The sequence below is a fragment of the Duganella sp. Leaf126 genome (assembly GCF_001423125.1).
Taxonomy (GTDB): Bacteria; Pseudomonadota; Gammaproteobacteria; order Burkholderiales; family Burkholderiaceae_D; genus Rugamonas.
Genome location: NZ_LMNW01000001.1, coordinates 205,349 through 228,535, shown reverse-complemented (window position 1 = coordinate 228,535; position 23,187 = coordinate 205,349). Strand labels below are relative to the sequence as shown.

21 protein-coding genes and 1 pseudogene are annotated in these 23,187 nt (G+C 64.6%); 18 read left to right on the top strand and 4 right to left on the bottom strand.

Features of this window, described 5'->3' with window-relative positions:
* From mraY to ASF61_RS00810, 11 genes are all read left to right on the top strand, one after another.
* Positions 1 to 1,170, top strand: a complete 1,170-nt coding sequence (mraY, locus tag ASF61_RS00860) for a phospho-N-acetylmuramoyl-pentapeptide-transferase (RefSeq protein WP_056150196.1) — start codon at positions 1 to 3, stop codon at positions 1,168 to 1,170.
* Complete coding sequence (gene murD / locus ASF61_RS00855) at positions 1,167 to 2,675, top strand: UDP-N-acetylmuramoyl-L-alanine--D-glutamate ligase (protein ID WP_056150193.1); 1,509 nt, start codon at positions 1,167 to 1,169, stop codon at positions 2,673 to 2,675. The genes mraY and murD overlap by 4 nt, the downstream gene beginning before the upstream one ends.
* Positions 2,675 to 3,892, top strand: a complete 1,218-nt coding sequence (gene ftsW, locus ASF61_RS00850) for a putative lipid II flippase FtsW (protein WP_056150189.1) — start codon at positions 2,675 to 2,677, stop codon at positions 3,890 to 3,892. Before murD ends, ftsW begins: the two co-directional genes overlap by 1 nt.
* Positions 3,889 to 4,965 carry an undecaprenyldiphospho-muramoylpentapeptide beta-N-acetylglucosaminyltransferase gene (murG, locus tag ASF61_RS00845; RefSeq protein WP_056150187.1) on the top strand — a complete coding sequence of 359 codons (1,077 nt, stop codon included), beginning with the start codon at positions 3,889 to 3,891 and terminating at the stop codon, positions 4,963 to 4,965. Before ftsW ends, murG begins: the two co-directional genes overlap by 4 nt.
* Positions 4,966 to 4,994: 29 nt before the next feature.
* Entirely contained in the window at positions 4,995 to 6,386 is a 1,392-nt protein-coding gene (murC, locus tag ASF61_RS00840) for a UDP-N-acetylmuramate--L-alanine ligase (RefSeq protein ID WP_056150184.1), read from the top strand.
* Between the two features lie 2 nt (positions 6,387 to 6,388).
* Positions 6,389 to 7,348, top strand: a complete 960-nt coding sequence (locus ASF61_RS00835) for a D-alanine--D-alanine ligase (protein WP_056150181.1) — start codon at positions 6,389 to 6,391, stop codon at positions 7,346 to 7,348.
* A 7-nt stretch (positions 7,349 to 7,355) separates the two neighbouring features.
* Complete coding sequence (locus tag ASF61_RS00830; RefSeq protein ID WP_056150179.1) at positions 7,356 to 8,186, top strand: cell division protein FtsQ/DivIB; 831 nt, start codon at positions 7,356 to 7,358, stop codon at positions 8,184 to 8,186.
* A gap of 20 nt (positions 8,187 to 8,206) precedes the next feature.
* Positions 8,207 to 9,439: a cell division protein FtsA gene (gene ftsA / locus ASF61_RS00825; RefSeq protein WP_056150175.1), complete on the top strand. Its 1,233-nt coding sequence runs from the start codon at positions 8,207 to 8,209 to the stop codon at positions 9,437 to 9,439.
* A gap of 165 nt (positions 9,440 to 9,604) precedes the next feature.
* Positions 9,605 to 10,822, top strand: coding sequence for a cell division protein FtsZ (ftsZ, locus tag ASF61_RS00820; RefSeq protein WP_056150172.1), 1,218 nt, complete (start codon positions 9,605 to 9,607; stop codon positions 10,820 to 10,822).
* Between the two features lie 123 nt (positions 10,823 to 10,945).
* Complete coding sequence (locus tag ASF61_RS00815; protein ID WP_056150170.1) at positions 10,946 to 11,449, top strand: peroxiredoxin; 504 nt, start codon at positions 10,946 to 10,948, stop codon at positions 11,447 to 11,449.
* Positions 11,450 to 11,535: 86 nt separating this feature from the next.
* Positions 11,536 to 12,204, top strand: a complete 669-nt coding sequence (locus tag ASF61_RS00810; protein ID WP_056150167.1) for a helix-turn-helix domain-containing protein — start codon at positions 11,536 to 11,538, stop codon at positions 12,202 to 12,204.
* A 49-nt stretch (positions 12,205 to 12,253) separates the two neighbouring features.
* Here ASF61_RS00810 and ASF61_RS24485 read toward each other — a convergent pair.
* A pseudogene (locus ASF61_RS24485) lies at positions 12,254 to 12,643 on the bottom strand (DUF2244 domain-containing protein); the annotation flags it as partial.
* Positions 12,644 to 12,648: 5 nt separating this feature from the next.
* Positions 12,649 to 14,286: a cytochrome c oxidase subunit I gene (gene ctaD / locus ASF61_RS00800; protein WP_082491137.1), complete on the bottom strand. Its 1,638-nt coding sequence runs from the start codon at positions 14,284 to 14,286 to the stop codon at positions 12,649 to 12,651.
* Positions 14,287 to 14,490: 204 nt separating this feature from the next.
* Here ctaD and ASF61_RS00795 point away from each other — a divergent pair, with 204 nt between their 5' ends.
* A complete protein-coding gene (locus ASF61_RS00795) occupies positions 14,491 to 14,715 on the top strand; it encodes a hypothetical protein (protein WP_056150161.1) in 225 nt (74 codons plus the stop codon).
* 82 nt (positions 14,716 to 14,797) lie between these two features.
* Here ASF61_RS00795 and ASF61_RS00790 read toward each other — a convergent pair whose 3' ends face one another.
* Entirely contained in the window at positions 14,798 to 15,637 is an 840-nt protein-coding gene (locus ASF61_RS00790) for a class I SAM-dependent methyltransferase (protein WP_056150158.1), read from the bottom strand.
* Positions 15,638 to 15,731: 94 nt separating this feature from the next.
* Between ASF61_RS00790 and ASF61_RS00785 the strand changes: the two genes are divergently transcribed.
* The 3 genes from ASF61_RS00785 (at position 15,732) to lpxC (ending at position 18,658) form a co-directional block, all read left to right on the top strand.
* On the top strand, positions 15,732 to 16,604 hold the full coding sequence (locus tag ASF61_RS00785; RefSeq protein ID WP_056150155.1) for a helix-turn-helix transcriptional regulator: 873 nt from the start codon (positions 15,732 to 15,734) through the stop codon (positions 16,602 to 16,604).
* Between the two features lie 210 nt (positions 16,605 to 16,814).
* Positions 16,815 to 17,657 (top strand): DMT family transporter, encoded by an 843-nt coding sequence (locus ASF61_RS00780; protein WP_056151175.1) that lies wholly within the window; start codon positions 16,815 to 16,817, stop codon positions 17,655 to 17,657.
* A 65-nt stretch (positions 17,658 to 17,722) separates the two neighbouring features.
* Positions 17,723 to 18,658: a UDP-3-O-acyl-N-acetylglucosamine deacetylase gene (gene lpxC, locus ASF61_RS00775; protein ID WP_056150153.1), complete on the top strand. Its 936-nt coding sequence runs from the start codon at positions 17,723 to 17,725 to the stop codon at positions 18,656 to 18,658.
* Between the two features lie 13 nt (positions 18,659 to 18,671).
* On the opposite strand, the gene ASF61_RS00770 is transcribed toward lpxC, so the two are convergent.
* Positions 18,672 to 19,151, bottom strand: a complete 480-nt coding sequence (locus tag ASF61_RS00770) for a DciA family protein (protein WP_056151173.1) — start codon at positions 19,149 to 19,151, stop codon at positions 18,672 to 18,674.
* Between the two features lie 260 nt (positions 19,152 to 19,411).
* Between ASF61_RS00770 and secA the strand changes: the two genes are divergently transcribed.
* From secA to ASF61_RS00755, 3 genes are all read left to right on the top strand, one after another.
* Positions 19,412 to 22,216, top strand: a complete 2,805-nt coding sequence (gene secA, locus ASF61_RS00765; RefSeq protein WP_056150150.1) for a preprotein translocase subunit SecA — start codon at positions 19,412 to 19,414, stop codon at positions 22,214 to 22,216.
* A 174-nt stretch (positions 22,217 to 22,390) separates the two neighbouring features.
* Complete coding sequence (locus ASF61_RS00760) at positions 22,391 to 22,681, top strand: DUF1778 domain-containing protein (protein ID WP_056150147.1); 291 nt, start codon at positions 22,391 to 22,393, stop codon at positions 22,679 to 22,681.
* Positions 22,662 to 23,168, top strand: a complete 507-nt coding sequence (locus ASF61_RS00755; RefSeq protein ID WP_056150142.1) for a GNAT family N-acetyltransferase — start codon at positions 22,662 to 22,664, stop codon at positions 23,166 to 23,168. The genes ASF61_RS00760 and ASF61_RS00755 overlap by 20 nt, the downstream gene beginning before the upstream one ends.
* The last annotated feature ends 19 nt before the right edge of the window (positions 23,169 to 23,187 follow it).

Sequence of the window (23,187 nt, the reverse complement as noted above, 5' to 3'; positions counted from 1 at the left end):
ATGCTGCTTTGGCTCGCTCAGTTTTTCCAGGACGAGATCGGCCCGCTCCGGGTCTTCAACTTCATCACCTTTCGCGCCGTGGCCGCTGCGGCGACGGCGCTGCTGATCGGCCTGGCCGCCGGTCCGGCCGTGATCCGCATGCTGACCGCGCTCAAGTACGGCCAGGCCGTGCGCACCGACGGTCCGCAGACCCACCTGAAAAAACACGGCACCCCCACCATGGGCGGCGTGCTGATCCTGATCGGCATCGGCGTGTCCACGCTGCTGTGGTGCGACCTGTCGAACCGCCTGATCTGGCCGGTGCTGGTGGTTACGCTCGGCTTTGGCGCCATCGGCTGGGTCGACGATTACCGCAAGGTGGTCAACCAGGACCCGGAGGGCATGCGCTCGGCCGAAAAATACTTCTGGCAGTCGCTGGTCGGCCTGGCCGCCGCGCTGTACCTGGCGTTCTCGGTGTCGGCGCCGAGTGCCGGCAAGGTGTTCGAACTGTTCTTCGCCTGGGTGCAGTCGGGCTTCGAGATGGACCTGCCGCCCAAGGCCGACCTGATCGTGCCGTTCTTCAAGACCATCAGCTACCCGCTGGGCGTGTGGGGCTTCATCGCACTGACCTATTGCGTGATCGTCGGCACCAGCAACGCCGTCAACTTTACCGATGGTCTCGACGGCCTGGCCATCATGCCGACCATCCTGGTCGGCGCGGCGCTGGGCCTGTTCGCCTACCTGACCGGCAGCGCCACGTATTCGAAGTACCTGTTGATTCCGCACATTCCGGGCGCGGGCGAATTGATCATCTTTGTCGGCGCGCTGGCCGGCGCCGGCCTGGCCTTCCTGTGGTTTAACACCCACCCGGCGCAGGTGTTCATGGGCGATGTCGGCGCGCTGGCGCTGGGCGGCGCGCTGGGCACGATCGCCGTCATCGTGCGCCAGGAAATCGTGTTGTTCATCATGGGCGGTATCTTCGTTGCCGAGACGGTGTCGGTGATCATGCAGGTCGGCTGGTTCAAGTACACCAAGAAGCGCTACGGCGTCGGTCGCCGCGTGTTCCTGATGGCGCCGCTGCACCACCACTTCGAACAAAAAGGCTGGAAAGAGACCCAGGTCGTCGTGCGCTTCTGGATCATCACGATGATGCTGGTGCTGGTTGGCTTGTCTACCCTGAAGCTGCGATGATCTACGACGGCAAATACGCACTGGTGCTCGGGCTCGGCGAATCCGGGCTGGCGATGGCGCTGTGGCTGGCCCGCAGCGGCGCGCGCGTGCGCGTGGCCGATACCCGCGCCGCGCCCGAGCGCCTGCCGGTCCTGCAGGCAGCGGTGGCGGACGCGGAGTTCGTCGCCGGCGCCTTCGATGCCAGCCTGCTCGATGGCGTCGATTTCGTCGCCGTGAGCCCCGGGCTGGCGCCGGGCCGCGAGCTGGCCGCGATCGCGCCGGCCGCCGCTGCCGCCGGCATCCCGGTGTGGGGCGAGATCGAGCTGTTTGCCCAGGCGCTGGAGTCGCTGAACGCTGCGCGCGGCTATGCGCCGAAGCTCATTGCCATCACCGGCACCAACGGCAAGACCACGGTGACCACGCTGGTGGGCCAGCTGTGCGAGCGCGCCGGTCACACTGTGCGCGTGGCCGGCAATATCAGCCCGGCCGCACTCGACGTGCTGCGCGAAGTATTGGACCAGGACAGCCTGCCCGAGATCTGGGTGCTGGAGCTGTCGAGCTTCCAGCTCGAGACCACCTTCACGCTCGAAGCCCACGCCGCCACGGTCCTGAACGTGACCCAGGACCACCTGGACTGGCACGGCGACATGGCCTCGTACGCCGCTGCCAAGCACCGCATCTTCGCCCACGACACCGTGCGCGTACTGAACCGCGACGACGCCACCGTGATGCGCATGGCATCGAACCAAGGCAACAATGTCGGCTTCGGCACCGATGCGCCGAAACAGCTCGGTGACTTCGGCCTGCACAACGAGCGCGGCGTGCTGTGGCTTGCCACCGCCGTGGCTGCCGAGGACGAGGGCGAGCCGAAAAAGCGCAAGAAGAACGAGCCGCCCCCGCCGCCGCTGGAAACCGTGGTGAAAAACCTGATGCCGTCCGATGCGCTGCACATCCGCGGCGTGCACAACGCCGCCAACGCGCTGGCTGCGCTGGCGCTGTGCCGCGCCATCGACCTGCCGCTGGCGCCCCTGCTGCACGGCCTGCGCGACTACCGCGGCCAGCCGCACCGGGTCGAGCTGGTGGGCGCCATCGACGACGTTGAATACTACGACGACAGCAAGGGCACCAACGTGGGCGCCACCGTGGCCGCGCTGAACGGTCTCGGTAAAGCCTTTACCGGCGCCGACCAGCGCCTGGTGGTAATTCTCGGCGGCGACGGCAAGGGCCAGGACTTCGGTCCGCTGACCGAGCCGGTGGCGCGCTACGTGCGCGCCGTGCTGCTGATCGGCCGCGATGCGCCGCTGCTGCGCACGGCGCTGCAGGATGCGGGCGTGGCGCTGGAAGACTGCGGCACCGACCTGCCGCAGGCCGTGCAGCGCGCGCGCGCGCTGGCCCAGCCCGGCGACGCCGTGCTGCTGTCGCCGGCCTGCGCCAGCATGGACATGTTCCGCAATTATGCGCACCGCGCCCAGGTGTTTGTCGACACCGTGCGCGACATCGCCCTCGACCGCGGACAGGAGCTCTGATGGCCTTCCAGATGCCATTCCGTTTCGGTCAGAAAGCGGTCACGCCGATCGATGGCCGCGCGCGCCAGTCGAAGATGATGGAGTACGACCAGCCGCTGGTCTGGGTCACCATCATCCTGATGCTGTTCGGGATGGTGATGGTGTACTCGGCCTCGATCTCGCTGCCCGATTCGCCGCGCTTTGCCAACTACGTGCGCTGGCAGAACACCTATTTCCTGCAGCGCCAGGCCATGTTCGTGGTGGTGTCGCTAATCGTCGGCATGTTCGTGTTTCGCACCCGCATCGCCACGCTGCAGCGCTGGGCGCCTTACCTGTTCATCGGCACGCTGGTGCTGCTGGTGATGGTGCTGATCCCGGGCCTCGGCTCGGTGGTCAACGGCAGCCGCCGCTGGCTGTCGCTGCTGGTGATCAAGATCCAGCCGTCCGAACTGATGAAGGTGGTGGCGGTGCTGTACGCGGCCGACTACACGGTGCGCAAGCAGGAATACATGCACAAGCTGACCAAGGGCTTCCTGCCGATGGCCGCTGCGGTCGGCTTCGTCGGCCTGCTGCTGCTGCTCGAACCGGACCTGGGCGCGTTTGGCGTGATCGTCTGCATCACCATGGGCATCCTGTTCCTGGGCGGGATCAACGCGGTCTGGTTCGGCGGCATCGGCCTGATGCTGGTGGCGATCTTCGGCTCCATCATCGCGCTGTCCAAGTTCCGCCGCGAGCGCTATTTCGCCTACCTCAATCCGTGGGACGAAAACAATGCGATGAACAAGGCTTACCAGCTCACGCACTCGCTGATCGCCTTCGGTCGCGGCGAACTGTTCGGCGTGGGCCTGGGCGGCAGCGTGGAAAAGCTGCACTACCTGCCGGAGGCGCACACCGACTTCCTGATGGCGGTGATCGGCGAGGAGCTGGGCCTGGTCGGCGTGCTGGTGGTGATCGCGCTGTTCTACTGGATCGTCAAGCGCGCCTTCGACATCGGCCGCCAGGCCATTGCCATCGACCAGACCTTTGCCGGCCTGACGGCCAAGGGCATCGGCATCTGGATCGGCGTGCAGACCTTCATCAACATGGGCGTCAACCTGGGCCTGTTGCCGACCAAGGGCTTGACCCTGCCGCTGATGAGCTATGGCGGCACGGGCGTGGTGATTAACTGCATCGGCCTGGCGATCCTGCTGCGGATCGACTACGAAAACCGGGTGCTGATGCGGGGTGGCAGATTATGAAACGACTGATGATCATGGCAGCCGGTACCGGCGGCCACATTTTCCCCGGCCTGGCGATCGCGCAGACCATGCGCGCGCGCGGCTGGGACGTGACCTGGCTCGGCACGGCGGCCGGCATGGAACAGGACCTGGTGCCCAACAGCGGCATCGCCATGGACAGCATCGACTTCACCGGCATGCGCGGCAAGGGATTGCAGCACTCGCTGGCCGGCGCGCTGAAAATGGTGAAAGCGTTTGTCGCCTGTCACGATTTTATCGGCCGGCGCCGGCCCGATGTCATCCTCGGCATGGGCGGCTACGTTACCGTACCCGGGGGGCTGATGGCGAAACTGCGCGGCACGCCGCTGGCGCTGGTCAATGCCGATGCGGCGCTGCTGTTATCGAACAAGACGCTGGTGCCGTTTGCCGAACGCGTGTGCTTCGGCTTCCCGGCCAACTTCGGCAAGGCGGCCGGCAAGGCGGTCGTCACCGGCAACCCGGTACGCCAGGAAATCCTCGACCTGCCGGCGCCGGCCGCGCGCTTTGCGGGCCGCAGCGGTCCGCTGCGCATCCTGGTCGTTGGCGGCAGCCTGGGCGCAAAAGCGCTCAACGACAATTTGCCAAGTGCGCTGGCGCTGATCCCGGCCGCGCAGCGGCCGCTGGTGACCCACCAGTCGGGCAAGAAGCATATCGACGCGCTGCGCGCGGCGTACGCGCAGGCCGGTGTGGCGGCCAACGTGGTCGATTTCATCGACGACATGGCCGGCGCCTACGCCCAGGCGGACCTGGTGATCTGCCGCGCCGGCGCGATCACGGTGTCGGAACTAACTGCCGCCGGCGTGGCCAGCGTGCTGGTGCCGCTGGTGGCCTCGACCACCAGCCACCAGCGCGACAACGCGCAGTGGATGGCGAAACAGGATGCGGCGATCCACCTGCCGCAGACGGAGATGAGCGCGCGCAGCGTGGCGACCCTGCTCGAGACGCTCACGCGCAGCACCTGCCTGACCATGGCGACGGCGGCGCACGCGGTGGGCAAGCGCGACGCCAACGAGGCGATCGCGCAGGTGTTGGAACAATTGGCAATCAAAGCTTAGTACATAGGCTTAGTACATAGGAACAGGTAGTGAAACATAAAGTACAGAACATACACTTCGTCGGCATCGGCGGCAGCGGCATGAGCGGCATCGCCGAAGTGCTGCTCACGCTCGGCTATTCCGTTTCCGGCTCGGACCTGGGCAGCAACGCTGTCACCCAGCGCCTGGCGGACATGGGCGCCAAAGTGTTCCAGGGTCATGCGGCCGACCACATCGGCGCTGCCGATGCGGTCGTCACTTCGACCGCTGTGCAGCAGGACAATCCCGAAGTGCTGGCCGCCCGTGCGCGCAAGGTGCCGATCGTGCCGCGCGCCGTGATGCTGGGCGAACTGATGCGCTTGAAACGCGGTATCGCCATTGCCGGCACCCACGGCAAGACCACCACCACCAGCCTGGTCGCCTCGGTGCTGGCCCAGGGCGGCCTCGATCCGACCTTCGTGATCGGCGGGCGCCTGACCGCAGCCGGCGCCAACGCCAAGCTCGGCACCGGCGACTACCTGGTGGCCGAAGCCGACGAGTCGGATGCCTCGTTTTTGAACCTGACGCCGATGATCGAGGTGATCACCAACATCGACGCCGACCACATGGACACCTACGAGCACGACTTCGAAAAGCTCAAGCAGGCGTTCGTGCACTTCACCCACCGCCTGCCGTTCTACGGCCGCGCCATGCTGTGCATCGACGACCCGCACGTGCGCGACATCATCGCCCACGTGACCAAGCCGGTGACCACCTATGGCTTCCACGAGGACGCGGAAGTGCGCGCCATCAACGCCCGCGCGGTCGGCGTGGAAATGCACTTCACGGTGCTGCAGGAAGGCTACCCGGACCTGGACGTGGTGCTGAACCAGCCCGGCCTGCACAATGTGCAGAATGCCTGCTCGGCGATTGCGATCGCGCGCGAAATCGGCATCGCAGACCACCATACGCAGGCCGGCCTGGCCGGCTTCGGCGGCGTCGGCCGCCGTTTCACGCGCTATGGCGAAGTAAGCATCCCGACCGGCGGCACGTTTGCGCTGGTCGACGACTTCGGCCACCACCCGGTGGAAACGGAAGTCACGTTGGCCGCCGCCCGCGCGGCGTACCCGGGCCGGCGCCTGGTGCTGGCGTTTCAGCCGCACCGCTACAGCCGCACGCGCGACCTGTTCGAGGATTTCGTCAAGGTGCTTGGTGCGCCGGACGTGCTGGTGCTGGCCGAGGTATACGCGGCAGGCGAAGCGCCGATCGTGGCGGCCGACGGCCGCTCGCTCGCGCATGCGCTGCGTGCGCGCGGCAAGATCGAACCGATTTTTGTGGAACATATCGGCGACATGCCGGAAACCATCATGAGCGTGGTGCGCGACGGCGACGTCGTCATCACCATGGGCGCCGGCGCCATCAGCGCCGTCCCGGCCAAACTGACTCACTATCCCAAGGTCTGACCATGAGCACTATTTCGACTGAAGACATCGAGGCGCTGGGCAAGGTAGGCGTGCTGTACGGCGGCCGTTCGGCCGAGCGCGAAGTGTCGCTGATGTCCGGCGCCGGCGTGCTGAAGGCATTGCAGAGCAAGGGCGTCGATGCCCACGGCTTCGATACCGGCGAGCGCACGCTGGCCGAACTGGCCGAACAGCAGTTCGACCGCGTGTTCATCGCGCTGCACGGCCGCTACGGCGAGGACGGCAGCCTGCAGGGCGCGCTGGAACTGCTGCGCATTCCGTACACCGGCAGCGGCGTGATGGCCAGCGCCGTGGCCATGGACAAGATCACCACCAAGATCCTGTGGCTGGCGGCCGGCCTGCCGACGCCGCGCTACGCGGTTGTCGACAGCGGGTCCGACCTCGACGCCATCAGCGCAGACCTCGGCCTGCCGCTGATCGTCAAGCCGCCGCATGAAGGTTCGACCATCGGCATCACCAAGGTGGAAGCGGCCGGCCAGTTCAAGGCCGCCTGCGATATCGCCGCCGCCATCGACGACGCCGTGCTGGCCGAGGAATTCGTCAGCGGCCGCGAGTTCACGGTCGCCGTGCTCGGCACCGGCGCCGAGGCAAAGGCGCAAGCGATCGTGGAAATCGTCGCCCCGGCCGGCAACTACGACTACCAGAACAAGTACTTCAGCGACGATACCCAGTACATCTGCCCGGCCATGTTGCCGGCTGAACTGACGGCCGAGATGCAGCGCATTGCCGTGGCCGCCTACCGCAACATCGGTTGCGAGGGCTGGGGACGGGTGGACATCCTGCTGCGCGAACGCGATCAGAAGCCGTTCCTGCTCGAGGTCAATACCTCGCCCGGCATGACCGGCCATTCGCTGGTGCCGATGGCTGCCCGCGCGCAGGGCATGAGCTATGAAGACCTGTGCGTGGCGATCCTGCGCACCGCACGTTTGAAGATGAAGGGTTGAACGCACGATGTGGCAAGACGCTAAAGCCTTGAATGCCACCGCCAGCGCGCTGTTCGCAGCCGCGCTGCTGGCATGCATCGCCGCCGGCGTGTGGTGGGTGGCGCAGCGTCCGATGTTCGACCTGCGCACCATCCGCATCGAGAGCATGGACAGCGACGGTCTGCGCCACGTAAACCAGCTGACGCTGCGTAACAGCGCGCTGTGGCGCCTGAAGGGCAACTTCTTCACGGCCAACCTCGACGCCGTGCGCCAGGTGTTCGAGGCGGTGCCGTGGGTACGCCGCGCCACCGTGCGCCGCGAGTGGCCGAACCAGCTGATCGTCACGCTCGAAGAGCACGAAGTGCTGGGCACCTGGGGCAAGGACGGCCGCCTGCTCTCGACCAAGGGCGATGTATTTACCGCCAACGTGGCCGAAGCGGAAGAGGACCATGAACTGCCGGAATTCGACGGCCCCGATGGCAGCGAGAAGGAAGTGCTGGCCCGCTACGGCGAACTGCGCAGCTGGTTCGCGCCGCTGCAGCTGGTACCGGAAGCGCTGTCGCTGTCGAGCCGCTATGCGTGGACGGTCCGGCTCGACAACGGCATGAGCGTGGCGCTCGGCCGCGAGCAGACCGCCACCACGCTGCGCGAACGGGTGGACCGGCTGCTGGGCATCTACCCGCAGCTGGTGGCCAACCTGCCCGACATCGAGACCATCGACATGCGTTACCAGAACGGCCTGGCGCTGAGCGCGAAGGGATTGAAGATACCGAAAGACGGCGCCTGGCCGAAAAAACAGGCGATGAAAAAAACCACCGGTGGCGCGCAAAAGCCACCGCAACCAGCACAACAACATTAAAGCAGAACAGAGCAGGCAACATGACAAAAGACGCTAAAAACCTGATCGTCGGTCTCGACATCGGCACCTCCAAGGTGGTGGCCGTGGTGGCGGAGGTGATGGGGGATGGACGCCACGAAGTGATCGGGCTGGGTCAGCACGAATCGAAGGGCCTGAAAAAAGGCGTGGTGGTGAACATCGAAGCGACGGTCGAGTCGATCCAGCGCGCGCTGGAAGAGGCCGAGCTCATGGCCGACTGCAAGATCCGCAACGTGTATGCCGGTATCGCCGGCAGCCATATCCGCAGTTTCAATTCGAGCGGCATGGTGGCGATCAAGGAAAAAGAAGTGACGGCCACCGACGTAGCGCGCGTCATCGAAACGGCAAAGGCGGTTAACATTCCGACGGACCAGCAGTTGCTGCATACCGTCCCGCAGGAGTTCATCGTCGATAGCCAGGAAGATGTGCGCGAGCCGATCGGCATGAGCGGCATCCGTCTCGAAGTCAAGGTCCACATCGTCACCGGCGCCGTGTCGGCCGTGCAGAACATCGTCAAATGCGTGCGCCGCTGCGGTCTCGAAGTGTCGGACCTGATCCTGCAGCCGATGGCCTCGGCCGATGCGGTGCTGACCACCGACGAGAAGGAACTGGGCGTGGTGCTGATCGACATCGGCGGCGGCACCACCGACGTGGCGGTGTTCTCGGACGGCGCGATCCGCCACACGGCCGTGATCCCGATTGCCGGCGACCAGATCACCAACGATATCGCGATGGCGCTGCGCACCCCGACCGCTGAGGCGGAAGAGATCAAGATCCGGTTCGGCGTGGCCAAGCAGGTGCTGGCCGATCCGGGCGAATCGCTGGAAGTGCCGGGGCTGGGCGACCGCGGTCCGCGCACGCTGTCGCGCCAGGCGCTGGCGGCCGTGATCGAGCCGCGCGTGGAAGAGCTGTTTGCGATGGTGCACCAGGTGGTGCGCGAGTCCGGTTACGAAGGCGTGCTGTCGTCGGGCATCGTGCTCACCGGCGGCACGGCCATCATGCCGGGCATGGTGGAGATGGCGGAAGACATCTTCCTGCGGCCGGCGCGCCTGGGCACGCCGGACTACCGCGGCCAGCTGGCCGACGTGGTGCGCAGCCCGCGCTACGCAACGGTGCTGGGTCTGCTGCTGGAAGCGAAAAAGCAGTACCTGCGCGGACACATCGTCACGCGCCAGGACGGGTCGGTGAAGGCGGTGTGGCAGCGCATGAAGGAATGGTTCCTCGGGAATTTTTGAATCAATGCAGTACAGGACGGCAGCAGGGCAGCACGGAACGGCAACAAATACGGCAGCAAACAAGGTCACGAAATTATTTAAATTAATCCGCAGTTTTCAATCTCCAGTTCTCCTACTAATATGAGCACTGGCGCTTGGAAACGGCAAACTGATAGGGAGCACATCATGGAGTTCGATATGGTCGATAACGCAGCTTTGGGCACGGTCATCAAGGTGGTCGGTGTCGGCGGCGCGGGTGGTAATGCGGTTCAGCACATGATCAACAAGGGCATGTCCGGCGTCGAGTTCATCGCCGCCAATACCGATGCGCAGGCGCTGGCCACCTCGCGCGCGGACAACGTTATCCAGATCGGCGAGACCGGCCTGGGCGCCGGCATGAAGCCGGACGTCGGCCGCAAGCTGGCCGAAGAGTCGCGCGCCCGCATCGAAGATGCGCTGCGCGGCGCGCACATGGTGTTCATCGCTGCCGGCATGGGCGGCGGCACCGGCACCGGCGCCGCACCGATCGTGGCCGAAGTGGCCAAGTCGCTGGGCGCGCTGACCGTGGCGGTGGTATCGAAGCCGTTCTCGCACGAAGGCCAGAAGTGCATGGACATCGCCGACGAAGGCCTGGACCAGCTGTCGGCCAATGTCGACTCGCTGATCGTCATCCTCAACGAAAAGCTCGAAGAGATCTACGAAGACGAATCGCTGATCGAATGGCTGCAGCACGCCGACGATGTGCTCAACAACGCGGTGGCCGGTATCGCCGAGATCATCAACGTGCCGGGCCACATCAACGTCGACTTCAACGACGTCAAGACCATCATGGGCGAGCAGGGCAAGGCCATGATGGGTACTGCAACCGCGTCCGGCATCGACCGCGCACGCATCGCCGCCGAACAGGCCGTGGCCTCGCCGCTGCTCGACGGCGTCGACCTGTCGGGCGCGCGCGGCGTGCTGGTCAACGTGACCGCCAGCCGTGGCCTGAAGGGTAAGGAAATCAAGGAAGTCATGGCTGCCGTGCGCGCTTTTGCCGCGCCGGACGCATCGATCGCCCAGGGTATCGCCTACGACGACGCCATGGGCGACGAGATCCGCGTGACCGTGGTCGCCACCGGCCTGGGCAAGAACAAGAAGCACGTGCAGCTGGTACCGCAGCAACTGCTGCGCACCGGCACCCACAACAGCCCGATGATGCCATCGGCCGGCATGGGCGGCGCAGCCGTCAATGTGTCGATGGGCGCCACCGGCGTGATGGGTTCGGGTGCGGCCGGCTTCGACGGCATGAAGGCGCCAGCCGTCTGGCGCCGCGAATCGGCTTCCGAGCAGGTGCGCGCGATGGAAAAGAATGGCATGGAAACCTATGACATTCCAGCCTTCCTGCGCAAGCAGGCCGACTAGGAGCGCCCGCCGTGCCGCCGGCTGCAAGATCGCGGCGGTTCAGGCATACTGGCTATTATCAGCCGTGAAAAGCCGCGCGCGTCGCGGCTTTTTCCGTTCCCATATTTATACAAAGGAGTCACCATGACCATCAAGATCGGCGATCAACTGCCAGCAGGCACCCTGTCCGAATTCATCGATACCGAAACCGAAGGCTGCGCACTGGGCCCGAACACGTTCAATGTACAAGACCTGGTCAAGGGCAAGAAGATCGCCATCTTCGGCCTGCCGGGCGCCTACACCCCGACCTGCTCGGCGCAGCACGTGCCAGGTTATGTCCAGCACGCGGAAGCGTTCAAGGCCAAGGGCGTCGATGAAATCTGGTGCATCTCGGTCAATGACGCTTTCGTGATGGGGGCCTGGGGCCGCGACCAGAAAGCCACCGGCATCGTGCGCATGATGGCCGACGGTAACGCCGCTTACAGCAAGGCGCTGGGCCTGGACGCCGACTTCAGCAAGTTCGGCATGGGCACCCGCTCGCAGCGCTACTCGATGCTGGTCGAAGACGGCAAGGTCACCAAGCTGAACGTGGAAGAGGGCGGCAAGTTCGAAGTCTCGAACGCCGAAACCCTGCTGGGTCAGGTCTAAGCCGGATCCGCAGCAAGAAGGCGGCGCTGCGGCGCCGTTTTTTTTTACTGGACGATTTGTCGATACCGGCGTGACCCGGCATCGACATGACGCTGCAGATGGTGGCCGACGACGTCGGCGAGAGTATTGCCAACGCGATTGCCAAGCGCCTGGTGATCGCCAGCCGGCGTCCCGGCTACCTGGCGCAGGTGAGCGCGGTGATCGCCGCCCACGAAAAGGCCGATCCCGACTTTTCGGCGCTGCTCGTGTGGCTGCGGGCGCGCCTGTCGCAGCCGGTGGATGTGGCAGCGATGGCGGCGCAGGTGGCGATGTCGCCGCGTACCTTTCACCGCAAATTCACGGCCCGTTTCGGGCAGACGCCGGCCCGCTTCGTGGAGACCTTGCGGCTCGAGCACGCGCAGTCGCTGCTGCGCGGTACCCTGGCCTTGAAATTCATCGCCCGCCAGTGCGGCTATGCCGATTTTTCGCAGTTCGCCAAAGCGTACCAGCGGCGCTTCGGCATCTCGCCAGACCTGTTCCGGCAGGCGGTGGTGCGGACGACGGCGCCGATCGCGGCGGCGGCAACGGTAACCATGGCGCCAACGGATGCCGCAGCGTCGGAGGCTGCAATGACGTCGAAGGTTGCAACGGCGTCGAAGGCCGAAATGGCGCCAACGGCTGCCACGGCGTCGAAGGCTGCAATGGCGTCGAAGGTTGCGGCGGCGTCAGCGATTCCAGCGGCGCCAACGGTTGCAGCGGCGCCAGTAAAGCCGTGAGCTCGGCGGCGACCCGGCACCGCGCTGGCGCGTTTGCACAGCTGCCGATGGACAGGCGCAGCGGTCCGCAGGCCAGCAGCGGTACATCGTGCGCCGCCGTCAGCACGCGGCTGCGCCACGGCGCCAGCGACCAGGTTTCGCAGCGCCGTCCGCGCCGCTGCTCGACCAGCAGGCAGGCCGGCGACAGTTCGATGCGGTCGTAATCGTCCATGTGACGGCCATGCCGGTGCAGGCACGCGGCCATCACTGCCACCTCGAGCGCAGCGTAGGCCAGCATCTGCCAGTAGCCCCACCACAGAAAGACAGCCGCCAGTGCCAGCGTGGGCAGGCACAGGGCCGCAGCGGCCAGCTGCAACTGGCGCCGACTCAGGGCATGGCGTCGATGCAGCCACCAGCAGCGGGCGGCGGCGTCGCCGTGCGGTCCGGTATCGCGCGGCATGCTGTCTACGCCACCAGCGGCGGCTTTTCGAATGTATGGAATGGCGCCGGGCTCGGTACGGTCCATTCCAGGCCTTCGGCGCCTTCCCACGGCTTGGCCGGCGCCAGTGTCCCGCCGCGGATCGCGGGCAGCACGATGGCCAACACGAAGTACACCTGGGTCAGGCCGAACAGCAGCGCGCCGATCGTGGTGAGCTGGTTAAAGTCGGTGAACTGGGCCGAGTAGTCGGCATAGCGGCGCGGCATGCCGGCCAGGCCCAGGAAGTGCATCGGGAAAAAGGTCACGTTGACCCATACCAGCGAATTCCAGAAGTGGAAGGCCGCGCGGCGCTCGTCGATCAGGTGGCCGGTCCATTTGGGCGCCCAGTAGTAAAAACCGGTAAAGATGGCAAACAGCGAGCCGGCTACCAGCACGTAATGGAAATGGGCGACGACGTAATAGGTGTCGTGGACCTGGATGTCGATCGGCGTGACGGCCAGGATCAGGCCCGAGAAGCCGCCGATGGTGAATACCCAGATGAAGCCGATGGCAAACAGCATCGGCGCCTCGAACGTGAGCGAGCCGCGCCACATGGTGGCGACCCAGTTGAACACCTTGACGCCGGTGGGCACGGCCACCAGCATGGTGGCGTACATGAAGAACAGCTGTCCGGTGACCGGCATGCCGGTGGCGAACATGTGGTGCGCCCACACGATGAAGGAAATGATGGCGATTGCCGCTGCCGCATACACCATCGACGCGTAGCCGAACAGCGGCTTGCGCGAAAACGCGGGCACCACCTCGGAGATGATGCCGAAGGCGGGCAGGATCATGATGTAGACCTCGGGGTGGCCGAAGAACCAGAACAGGTGCTGGAACATGATCGGGTCGCCGCCGGCGGCAGCGTTGAAAAACGTGGTGCCGAAGTGGCGGTCGGTCAGTAGCATGGTGACCGCGCCGGCCAGCACCGGCATCACGGCAATCAGGAGGTAGGCGGTGATCAGCCAGGTCCAGGAAAACATCGGCATCTTCATCAGCGTCATGCCGGGCGCGCGCAGGTTGAGGATGGTCGTGATGATGTTGATGGCGCCCATGATGGACGAGATGCCCATCAGATGGATGGCAAAGATCGCCAGGTCCATGCCAGATCCCATCTGGATCGACAGCGGCGGATACAAGGTCCAGCCGGAAGCGGTGGCGCCGCCGCCGCTGAAGAAGGAAGCCGCCAGCAGCAGCGCGGCCGGCGGCAGCAGCCAGAACGACAGGTTGTTCATGCGCGCAAACGCCATGTCGGCAGCGCCGATCTGCAGCGGTATCATCCAGTTGGCAAAGCCGACGAAGGCCGGCATGATGGCGCCGAAGATCATCACCAGTCCGTGCATGGTCACCATTTGGTTGTAGAACTCGGGCTGGAAGAATTGCAGGCCGGGCTGGAACAGCTCGAGCCGGATCAGCATGGCCAGCGCGCCGCCCGCCATCAGCATCAGCAGCGCGAAGCACAGGTACAAGGTGCCGATGTCCTTGTGGTTGGTGGCATAGAGCCAACGGCGCCAGCCGCGCGGGCGCTCGTGCTCGTGCTCGTGGCCGGCCGCGGCGCCAGCACGCACGCCGGGCGGCGCGCTCGGTCTGGTCGGTACGAAAGCGTTGTCGATGGTGTCGCTCATGGCGGCTGTCTCCGGTCAATGGAAGCAGCATAGGCCGGCGGCGCGTGCGCCCGTGTGGGGCAGGGTGCGCAGAATGTGTAGGAGGCGGCGCCCGAAAAAATGCCGGCCATGCCGCAGCCGATAGGACGATGCCGACAGAGGCGCAATACCGGGAACTTGCCGCCGCAGCGCGCCTCCAAGCTGGTTTGCACAGGAGGCGCCGCCATGACCACGCCAGCCAATCCACGATCCGACAAGCTGCTGCCCGCCGAAGACCAGGTCGCAGAGGAAGTCAACACCGACCAGCAAGCCCCCGCCACCCGCCGCATCGGCCAGCTGCCGCAGGAGTCGGTCGGCGGGCAGCCGGTGGCAGAGGCGGTGGCCGAAGCCACGCACACCTCGGGGGCGGATCCGACCTCTGGACACAAGCCCGACCATAAAAAGGCTTAGCCTGCCAGGATTCGGTGCTGACAGTGCTGCTTGGATACTTGGACAGTTCCACCGTGTGACGTGGTCACAGCAGCCATATGGCTTAGTTCGTGTCCGGAAGTCGGATCTGCGCCCGAAGTAAGGTCGCGTCGATGGTGAAGCTGTGGTCGTCCTGCACGGCGAAGTAGTCGCGCGTTTCCTGTGGTGCGTTGTCCAGCAGGCTGCGGATGGCGGTGATGCGTTCGAGCGGGGTGCGCATGCGGGCGGTCCAGTCGTCGAATTGCATGGTCAGCTTCCAGGCGTCGGTTTGTGGTGCGCTGAAGCCGGCGTCGGCCAGCATGCACCGCCATTCCGATGGCCGGTAGTCGCGCACGTGCGAGCCGTCGCGCAGCAGTTCCACTGCCTGCAAGGTGGTGTCGTGCAGGGGCGCTTCGGGCGCAGTGATGTCGATGACGACGAAGGTGCCGCCCGGCTTGAGCACGCGCCGGACTTCCTGCAGCGCCGCCGGGACGTCGTGCCAGTGGTGGGCGGAAAAGCGCGTCATCACCATGCAGAACGACGCGTCGGCAAACGGCAGGCTGGCGACGTTGCCTTGCCGGGTGACGATCTGGTGCAAGCCCTTTTCGCGCGCCGCGCCGGCCACCACGGCCAGCATTTCCGGCGCCAGGTCGAACGCCGTCACTGATGCGGCGACCGGCGCCACCGCGAAGCTGGCGTGGCCGGCGCCGCAGCCGAGGTCCAGCACTACAGGGCCTGGGCCGGTCCCGGGAGCGGGACCGTTGCTAAAACCGGCACCGGAGCCGGTAACCGTTACGCTGCCCGTGATGCCGGCAGCGATGGCGCGCAGGGCGTTCAGGTCGGCGCCTTGTGCATGGACCGCGCTGGTCAGGTACGAACTTGCGGTGTTGCCGAACTGCGTGGCGACCAGGGTGTGCTGTTGCATGACATTTTCTCCAGGGGTAGTGGCAGTCAGGGCAGAATAGGCGGATTCCTATCCTGTAACAAGACAAGGTTTTATCCTGGTATAAGGAAGTTCCATGCAACACAATCTCGGCGACTTCATCCGCGCCCACCGCGAGCGCATCACGCCCGAACGCGCAGGCCTGCCCGCCGGCGGCCGCCGCCGCACGCCTGGCCTGCGGCGCGAGGAACTGGCGCAGCTGTGCGAGGTCAGTCCCACCTGGCTGACCTGGCTCGAGCAGGGCAGGGAGGTGGCGCCGTCCGGCAAGCTGCTGGCGCGCCTGGCCGAGGTGCTGCAACTGAGTGCGGCCGAACGCGGTTACCTGTTCAGCCTGGCCGAACGGCTCGATCCGCAGGCCGGCGCCATGCACGCGGCAGCGCAACCGTTGCAGCCGATGGTGGACGCCATCGACGCCCCCGCCTATGTGCTCGATCGACGCTGGGATGCGCTGGCGTGGAATGCTGGTGCGCGGACGCTGTTCGGCGCCTGGCTGGCGGTGGCGCCGGAAGCGTCTGCGGCTGCCGCGACTGCCGAGCTGCCTGATACGCTCGCAAGACCTGCCGCGCCTGAGGCAACTGACGCACACGCAGTATCCGAAGCTCCCGAAGCCCCCTCGCCGTTGCGTCCCAACCTGTTGCGCTTCATGTTCCGCAGTGCTGCCGCGCGCGGCCTGATCGTCGACTGGGACGACCGCGCCAGCCGCCTGGTGGCCGAGTTCCGCGCCGATATCGGCAAGCACGCGGGCTTGCCTGCCGTGGCCGGCCTGATCTCCGAACTGGCGCAGGACAGCGCCGAATTCCGCGCGCGCTGGACCTCGCAGGACGTGGTGGCCCGCGACGGCGGCCTGCGCCGCTTCCAGCATCCGTCGCTCGGTGCGCTGGCCTTTACCCAGGTGACGCTGCACCTGGCCGGGCGGCACGATGTGAAGCTGGTGATGCTGTTGCCTTAGTCAGCGCTGCCGCTGCAAAGCCGTTGTCAGGTTGCTATAATCGGGTGTGACCCTCACGGGTGTCCCGTTCGTGTGTGCGGTCCTGGCTCCGGACGTCGCCATGATGACGTTCCCAGCGGTCCCGTGCAGCGGGGCCGGCGCAGCAAGGAGCTTGCCCTGATTTCCGTCCCCGCCATCTCCCGCAAGGAAAATCTGCACAGCATCTACGCCATGCTGATCGCCGTGATGATGTTCTCGTTCATGGATACCACCATGAAGCTGCTCTCGGCCACCTATCCGGCCACCCAGGTCACGGCCCTGCGTGCCTTGAGTTCGTTGCCGCTGCTGTGCGCCTATGTCTGGTATCGCGGCGCGTTCGGCGGCATCCTCAAGGTGCGCTGGTCCATGCATTGCTTCCGCGCCGTGCTCGGCATCGCCATGCTGACCACGTTTGCCTACGGCTTGAAAGCGCTGTCGCTGGCCGAGGCGTATTCGATCTTCTTCATCGCGCCGGCCCTGATCACGGCCTTGTCCGTGTTCGTGCTCAAGGAGCGCGTGGCGGCCGGGCAGTGGGTGGCCATCGTGGTCGGGCTGGTCGGCGTGCTGGTGGTATTGCGGCCCGAAGGCAGCGGCTTCCTGACGCTGGGCGGGCTGGCGATCCTGGCAGCGGCGGCCTGCTACGCGGTGTCGGCGATCACTGCGCGGCTGCTGGCGCGCACCGACAGCACCGAGTCGATGATGTTCTGGCTGCTGACGCTGATGGCTGCCGGCGCGGTGGTGCTGGCCTGGCCGGCGTGGGTGCCGGTGCGCGCGGCCGACGGCTGGGTGCTGCTGGCGCTGGCCCTGTCGGGCTTTTTCGGCCAGTTGGCCATCACCAAGGCGTTCAGCACGGGGCGCGCCTCGATCGTAGCGCCGTTCGAGTACACGGCGCTGGCCTGGGGCGTGGCGATCGACTGGCTATTGTGGCAGGCGCTGCCCGATGGCTACACGCTGCTGGGCGCGGGTATCATCATTGCCAGCGGCATCTACCTGGTGCGGCGCGAATCGGTGCACAAGGAGTCCGAACACCCGTAACCGGGCCAGTCAGGGCCAACCAGGTCCAGGCAACCGCGGCCGGCCAACTTCGCTATAATCAGCCCATGCTAAAACAACGCACCATCAAAGAACTGGTCCGCACCACCGGCGTGGGCCTGCATTCCGGACGCAAGGTCGAACTGACGCTGCGCCCGGCCGCCCCCGATACCGGCATCGTGTTCCGCCGCGTCGACCTCTCGCCGATGGTCGAGTTTCCGTCGAGCGCGATGGCGGTCGGCGACACGCGCATGGCCTCGGTGCTGGTCAAGGACGGCGCCCGCGTTTCCACGGTCGAGCACCTGATGTCGGCGTGTGCCGGTCTCGGCATCGACAACCTGTACATCGAGGTCAGCGCCGAGGAAATTCCGATCATGGACGGTTCGGCCTCGTCGTTCGTGTTTCTTTTGCAACAGGCGGGCGTGCAGGAGCAGCCGGCCGCCAAGAAATTCATCCGCGTGCTGAAACCGGTGGAAATCCGCGAGGGCACGGGCGAGCGCGAAAAATGGGCACGCCTGGTGCCGCACGACGGCTTCCGGCTCGACTTCTTCATCGAGTTCAATCACCCGGCCGTCGATGGTACGCAGCAGCGCGCCGTGGTCGATTTCGGCGACGTCTCCTACGTGCACGACGTGGCGCGCGCACGCACCTTCGGTTTCATGCAGGACGTGGAAATGTTGCGCGGCATCGGGCTGGCGCGCGGCGGTTCGCTCGAAAACGCCATCGTGATGGACGAATACCGTATCCTCAATTCGGACGGCCTGCGCTACGACGACGAATTCGTCCGTCACAAGATCCTCGACGCGATCGGCGACCTGTACCTGGTCGGCCACCCGCTAATTGCCGGCTACGAGGCGCACAAGTCGGGCCACGCGCTCAACAACCAGCTGCTGCTGGAGTTGCTCAAGCATCCAGACGCCTATGAAATCGTCACCTTCGACAAGGTGGACGCGGCGCCGCAATCTTATGCGCGGCAAATGAGCAACGAGTGGGCTGAAACCTAGCGCGCTGCAGGCTTTACTCCTGGCGGCGGCGCGCCACCATCGCTTTCACGGCGGCGATCAGCGTGGCGTTCTGCGGCGACGGTGCGAGACTGTTGCCGAGCTCGTCGAACGCCGTCACTGCCGCGTCCGACAGCGATAGCGAGCGCATCTGTTCCTTGATCTCGGCCGCCTTGGTCATCTGCACTTTTAAGCGCGTCGCGCCGATCTGCCAGCCGCGCTTGGCCAGGGTTTCCTGCAGCTTCGGGATCTGCTGCTTGAGTTTGGCCGCGAGCGCCGCGTTCGGCACGGACAGGGTCAGCTGACCGTCGTCGAAGGCCAGGATCTCGCAGTAGCGGAACATGGCCGGCAGCGCCGTGGCGCAGTCCTTTTGCAGCGCCGCCATGCGCTCGATGGCCGGCAACAGGGTGGCCATCTTGTCGTCGCGGCGCAGGAAGTCCGTCGCGGCCACGGCCGTGCGGCGCTTGATCGACAGGTTGGAAGAATTGAATCGCATGGCGCGAAACATATCACAACCGCGCGGCAACCGTCAGCGCCGGCCCGCCGCGCGATAACGGCCGTCAAATGTCCCCACGGGGTAAAATAGGTTGATTCAGTGACATTGTTCACATGTTGCCTATTGTTATCCAGGCTACAGACCCTATGTACTCGCGGACGCGTGATAAAATCACCGTCTTTTGCCATAGTCGAACTCCGTGCGGTAAGGCGCGTTCCCCTACAGAGCTTTTTTAACGGCGTTTTTTCAAGAATTCAAGCATGTCATTACTGACCAAGATTTTTGGCAGCCGCAATCAGCGGCTGCTCAAGCAATACCAAAAAACGGTACGCGAGATCAATGCCCTCGAGCCGGCCATGGAAAAACTGTCGGATGCCGAGCTGCAAGCCAAGACGCCCGAATTCAAGGCCCGGGTCGCCAAGGGCGAGACGCTGGACGCCCTGTTGCCCGAAGCATTTGCCGTCTGCCGCGAGGCCAGCAAGCGCGTGTTCAAGATGCGCCACTTCGACGTGCAGATGCTGGGCGGGATGGTTCTGCACCATGGCAAGATCGCGGAAATGGGCACCGGCGAGGGTAAAACCCTGACCGGTACGCTGCCGGCTTATCTGAATGCACTGTCCGGCAAGGGCGTGCACATCGTCACGGTCAACGATTACCTGGCCCAGCGCGACGCCGAGACCATGGCCAAGCTGTACAGCTGGCTCGGCCTGACCACCGGCATCAACCTGTCGCAGATGGACCATGGCACCAAGCAGCTGGCCTACCGTTCCGACATCACCTACGGCACCAACAACGAGTTCGGCTTCGATTACCTGCGCGACAACATGGTGTTCGACGCCAAGGACCGCGTCCAGCGCGAACTGAATTTCGGCATCGTCGACGAAGTCGACTCGATCCTGATCGATGAGGCGCGCACGCCGCTGATCATCTCGGGCCAGGCCGAAAATCATACCGACCTGTACTACAAGATCAACGAAGTGCCGCAGCACCTGACGCTGCAGATCGGCGAGGAAACCTCGGACGGCAAGGGCAAGATCGAAGTGCCCGGCGACTACACCAAGGACGAGAAATCGCACCAGGTGCTGCTGACCGAAGCGGGCCACGAAAAAGCCGAAGCCATCCTCACCCAGATGGGGCTGCTGGCGGAAGGCGCGTCGCTGTACGACTCCGCCAACATCACGCTGGTGCACCATCTGTACGCTGCGCTGCGCGCGCACGCGCTGTACCACAAGGACCAGCAGTACGTGGTGCAGAACGGCGAAGTCATCATCGTTGACGAATTCACCGGCCGCCTGATGACGGGCCGCCGCTGGTCCGACGGCCTGCACCAGGCCGTGGAAGCGAAAGAGGGCGTCAAGATCCAGAACGAGAACCAGACCCTGGCCTCGATCACGTTCCAGAACTACTTCCGCATGTACACCAAGCTGTCCGGCATGACCGGTACGGCCGATACCGAAGCGTACGAATTCCAGGAAATCTACGGCCTCGAAACCGTGGTCGTGCCACCGAACCGTCCGTCCCAGCGCAAGGACCGCCAGGACCAGGTGTACAAGTCGGCGCAGGAAAAATACAACGCCATGATGCTGGAAATCCGCGAGTGCTACGAGCGCGGCCAGCCGGTGCTGGTCGGTACCACCTCGATCGAGAATTCCGAGCTGCTCTCCGGCATCCTGACCAAGGCCGGTCTGCCGCACAACGTGCTCAACGCGAAGCAGCACGCGCGTGAAGCGGAGATCATTGCCCAGGCCGGTAGCCCGCGCGCGATCACCATCGCCACCAACATGGCCGGTCGCGGTACCGACATCGTGTTGGGCGGTAACGTGGAAAAGCAGATCCAGTTCATCGAAGCCAATCCCGAGCTGTCCGATGCCGACAAGGCTAAACAGGCCCAGGCGCTGCGCGACGGCTGGAAGGCGCTGCACGACGAAGTGGTCGCAGCCGGCGGCCTGCACATCGTCGGTACCGAGCGCCACGAATCGCGCCGCGTCGACAACCAGCTGCGCGGCCGCGCTGCACGCCAGGGCGATCCCGGCATGTCGCGCTTCTTCCTGTCGCTTGACGATCCGCTGCTGCGCATCTTTGCCGGCGACCGCATGCGCGCCGTGATGGACCGCCTGAAGATGCCGGAAGGCGAGCCGATCGAAGCGGGCATCGTCTCGCGCTCGATCGAATCGGCCCAGCGCAAGGTCGAGGCGCGCAACTTCGACATCCGCAAGCAATTGCTGGAATACGACGACGTCGCCAACGACCAGCGCAAGGTGATCTACCAGCAGCGTAACGAGCTGCTCGAAGCGACCGACACCAAGGAACTGATCGACTCGCTGCGCCACGGCGCCTTCACCGACCTGGTCCGCGAATACGTGCCGCACGAATCGGTCGAAGAGCAGTGGAACATCAAGGGCCTGGAAGCGGCGCTGGCGTCCGAGTGGCAGATCGACCTGCCGCTGGCGCGCATGCTCGAGACCGAGAAGGACATCAACGACGACGACATCCTCGAGCGCGTGCTCGCTGCTGCCGATGCGCAGTACGAGGCCAAGATCGCCATCGTCGGCCGCGAATCGTTTGCCGGCTTCGAGCGCAACGTCATGCTGCAAAGCGTGGACACGCACTGGCGCGAACACCTGGCCGCGCTTGACCACCTGCGCCAGGGCATCCACCTGCGCGGCTACGCGCAAAAAAATCCGAAGCAGGAATACAAGCGCGAAGCGTTCGAGCTGTTCGGCCAGATGCTGGAAATGATCAAGAACGAAGTGGTCAAGCTGATCATGACCGTGCGCATCCAGTCGCGCGACGAGATCGAGGCGGCCGAAGCCGAGATGCAGAAGTCGCACGTGGAAAACGTCAGCTACCAGCACGCCGACTTCAATCCGAACGCGGCGCCGGAAGAATTGCTGGCGCCGGCACCGGCATCGGCCAGCGGCAACCAGTACGCCAACCTGCCGCCGGAACTGCAGAATCTCACCGGCGAGCAGCTGATGGAAATGGGCCTCAAGGTCGGCCGCAACGATCCTTGCCCTTGCGGCAGCGGCAAGAAATACAAGGCTTGCCACGGCAAGCTGGCGTAAGTTTGCTGATTAAGAAAACCGCCATCGTCGCGCGTGCGCCGATGGCGGTTTTTTTTGTCTGCTGCTCGTTGGTGGCAAAGTGCCGCATGGCGTCACTTCGTCTCTGACCTGGCTTCCTATGCTATATTTTGATCGTTCCACCACCGTTCGCGCAGCTGACCAGGAGGTAATTCTGTGAATACATTCGTCGAGAAGGAGCGGATTACCGCGCGTATTTCGACTGCGGTCGCGGAGGTGTTGAATTCGGCAGCTGAATTGACCGGGACCACGCTCAACGGTTTCGTGGTCCAGGCAGCGCTCGAAAAAGCGCAAAAGATCGTCGATCGTGAAAAGCGCATCACCATTTCGCAGGACGATGCAGCCATGTTATTGAATCTGCTCGATCATCCGCCAGAACCGAACGAAGCCATGAAGCGCGGCTTCAAGCGATTCATGGAGCAGAAATATGGCGACCGTCAAAATTGAAGCGCTGGGAAAATTGCATGAGATCGCAAATTTCGATTGCGGCAGTGCGGCGCTCAACCAGTGGCTGAAGACGACAGCGCGCCAACATCAGAAAAACAATACCTCTAAAACCTTTGTATTGGTTGAAGAGCAGAGTCCCACGGTACCGCAGGGTTTCATGACCATGGCGATCCGTAATCTTACCCCCAGCGGTGACTTACCTGCCGCGATGGCAAAAAAGCTGCCTGCAAACGTGGCTGGTTACACGCTGGCGCGACTGGCGGTATCGGTTCACGCGCAAAAACGCGGGTACGGAGAACGTCTGCTGTTCGAAGCGATGGAAAGGGTATGTCTGGCGTCCCGGCTGGTGGGCGGGTTCGCCATGTTTGTGGATGCAAAAGATGGTGCTGCGGATTCCTGCAAAAAATATGGTTTCGTAGAACTCCCCAGCAAACCGGACGTACTGGTATTGCCGATCGCATCGATGCCCGGCTTTCCGGACCGGTAGCAATACCCGGAACATCGAC

Excerpts from the sequence above, each read along its gene's own strand:
- murG (WP_056150187.1), top strand. The coding sequence starts at position 3,889 with ATGAAACGACTGATGATCATGGCAGCCGGTACCGGCGGCCACATTTTC.
- murD (WP_056150193.1), top strand. The coding sequence starts at position 1,167 with ATGATCTACGACGGCAAATACGCACTGGTGCTCGGGCTCGGCGAATCC.
- ASF61_RS00835 (WP_056150181.1), top strand. The coding sequence starts at position 6,389 with ATGAGCACTATTTCGACTGAAGACATCGAGGCGCTGGGCAAGGTAGGC.
- ctaD (WP_082491137.1), bottom strand. The coding sequence starts at position 14,286 with ATGAGCGACACCATCGACAACGCTTTCGTACCGACCAGACCGAGCGCG.
- mraY (WP_056150196.1), top strand. The coding sequence starts at position 1 with ATGCTGCTTTGGCTCGCTCAGTTTTTCCAGGACGAGATCGGCCCGCTC.
- ASF61_RS00815 (WP_056150170.1), top strand. The coding sequence starts at position 10,946 with ATGACCATCAAGATCGGCGATCAACTGCCAGCAGGCACCCTGTCCGAA.
- ASF61_RS00755 (WP_056150142.1), top strand. The coding sequence starts at position 22,662 with ATGGCGACCGTCAAAATTGAAGCGCTGGGAAAATTGCATGAGATCGCA.
- ftsW (WP_056150189.1), top strand. The coding sequence starts at position 2,675 with ATGGCCTTCCAGATGCCATTCCGTTTCGGTCAGAAAGCGGTCACGCCG.
- secA (WP_056150150.1), top strand. The coding sequence starts at position 19,412 with ATGTCATTACTGACCAAGATTTTTGGCAGCCGCAATCAGCGGCTGCTC.
- ASF61_RS00810 (WP_056150167.1), top strand. The coding sequence starts at position 11,536 with ATGACGCTGCAGATGGTGGCCGACGACGTCGGCGAGAGTATTGCCAAC.
- ASF61_RS00830 (WP_056150179.1), top strand. The coding sequence starts at position 7,356 with ATGTGGCAAGACGCTAAAGCCTTGAATGCCACCGCCAGCGCGCTGTTC.
- ASF61_RS00770 (WP_056151173.1), bottom strand. The coding sequence starts at position 19,151 with ATGCGATTCAATTCTTCCAACCTGTCGATCAAGCGCCGCACGGCCGTG.
- ftsZ (WP_056150172.1), top strand. The coding sequence starts at position 9,605 with ATGGAGTTCGATATGGTCGATAACGCAGCTTTGGGCACGGTCATCAAG.
- ASF61_RS00785 (WP_056150155.1), top strand. The coding sequence starts at position 15,732 with ATGCAACACAATCTCGGCGACTTCATCCGCGCCCACCGCGAGCGCATC.
- ftsA (WP_056150175.1), top strand. The coding sequence starts at position 8,207 with ATGACAAAAGACGCTAAAAACCTGATCGTCGGTCTCGACATCGGCACC.
- ASF61_RS00790 (WP_056150158.1), bottom strand. The coding sequence starts at position 15,637 with ATGCAACAGCACACCCTGGTCGCCACGCAGTTCGGCAACACCGCAAGT.
- lpxC (WP_056150153.1), top strand. The coding sequence starts at position 17,723 with ATGCTAAAACAACGCACCATCAAAGAACTGGTCCGCACCACCGGCGTG.
- ASF61_RS00795 (WP_056150161.1), top strand. The coding sequence starts at position 14,491 with ATGACCACGCCAGCCAATCCACGATCCGACAAGCTGCTGCCCGCCGAA.
- ASF61_RS00780 (WP_056151175.1), top strand. The coding sequence starts at position 16,815 with ATGCTGATCGCCGTGATGATGTTCTCGTTCATGGATACCACCATGAAG.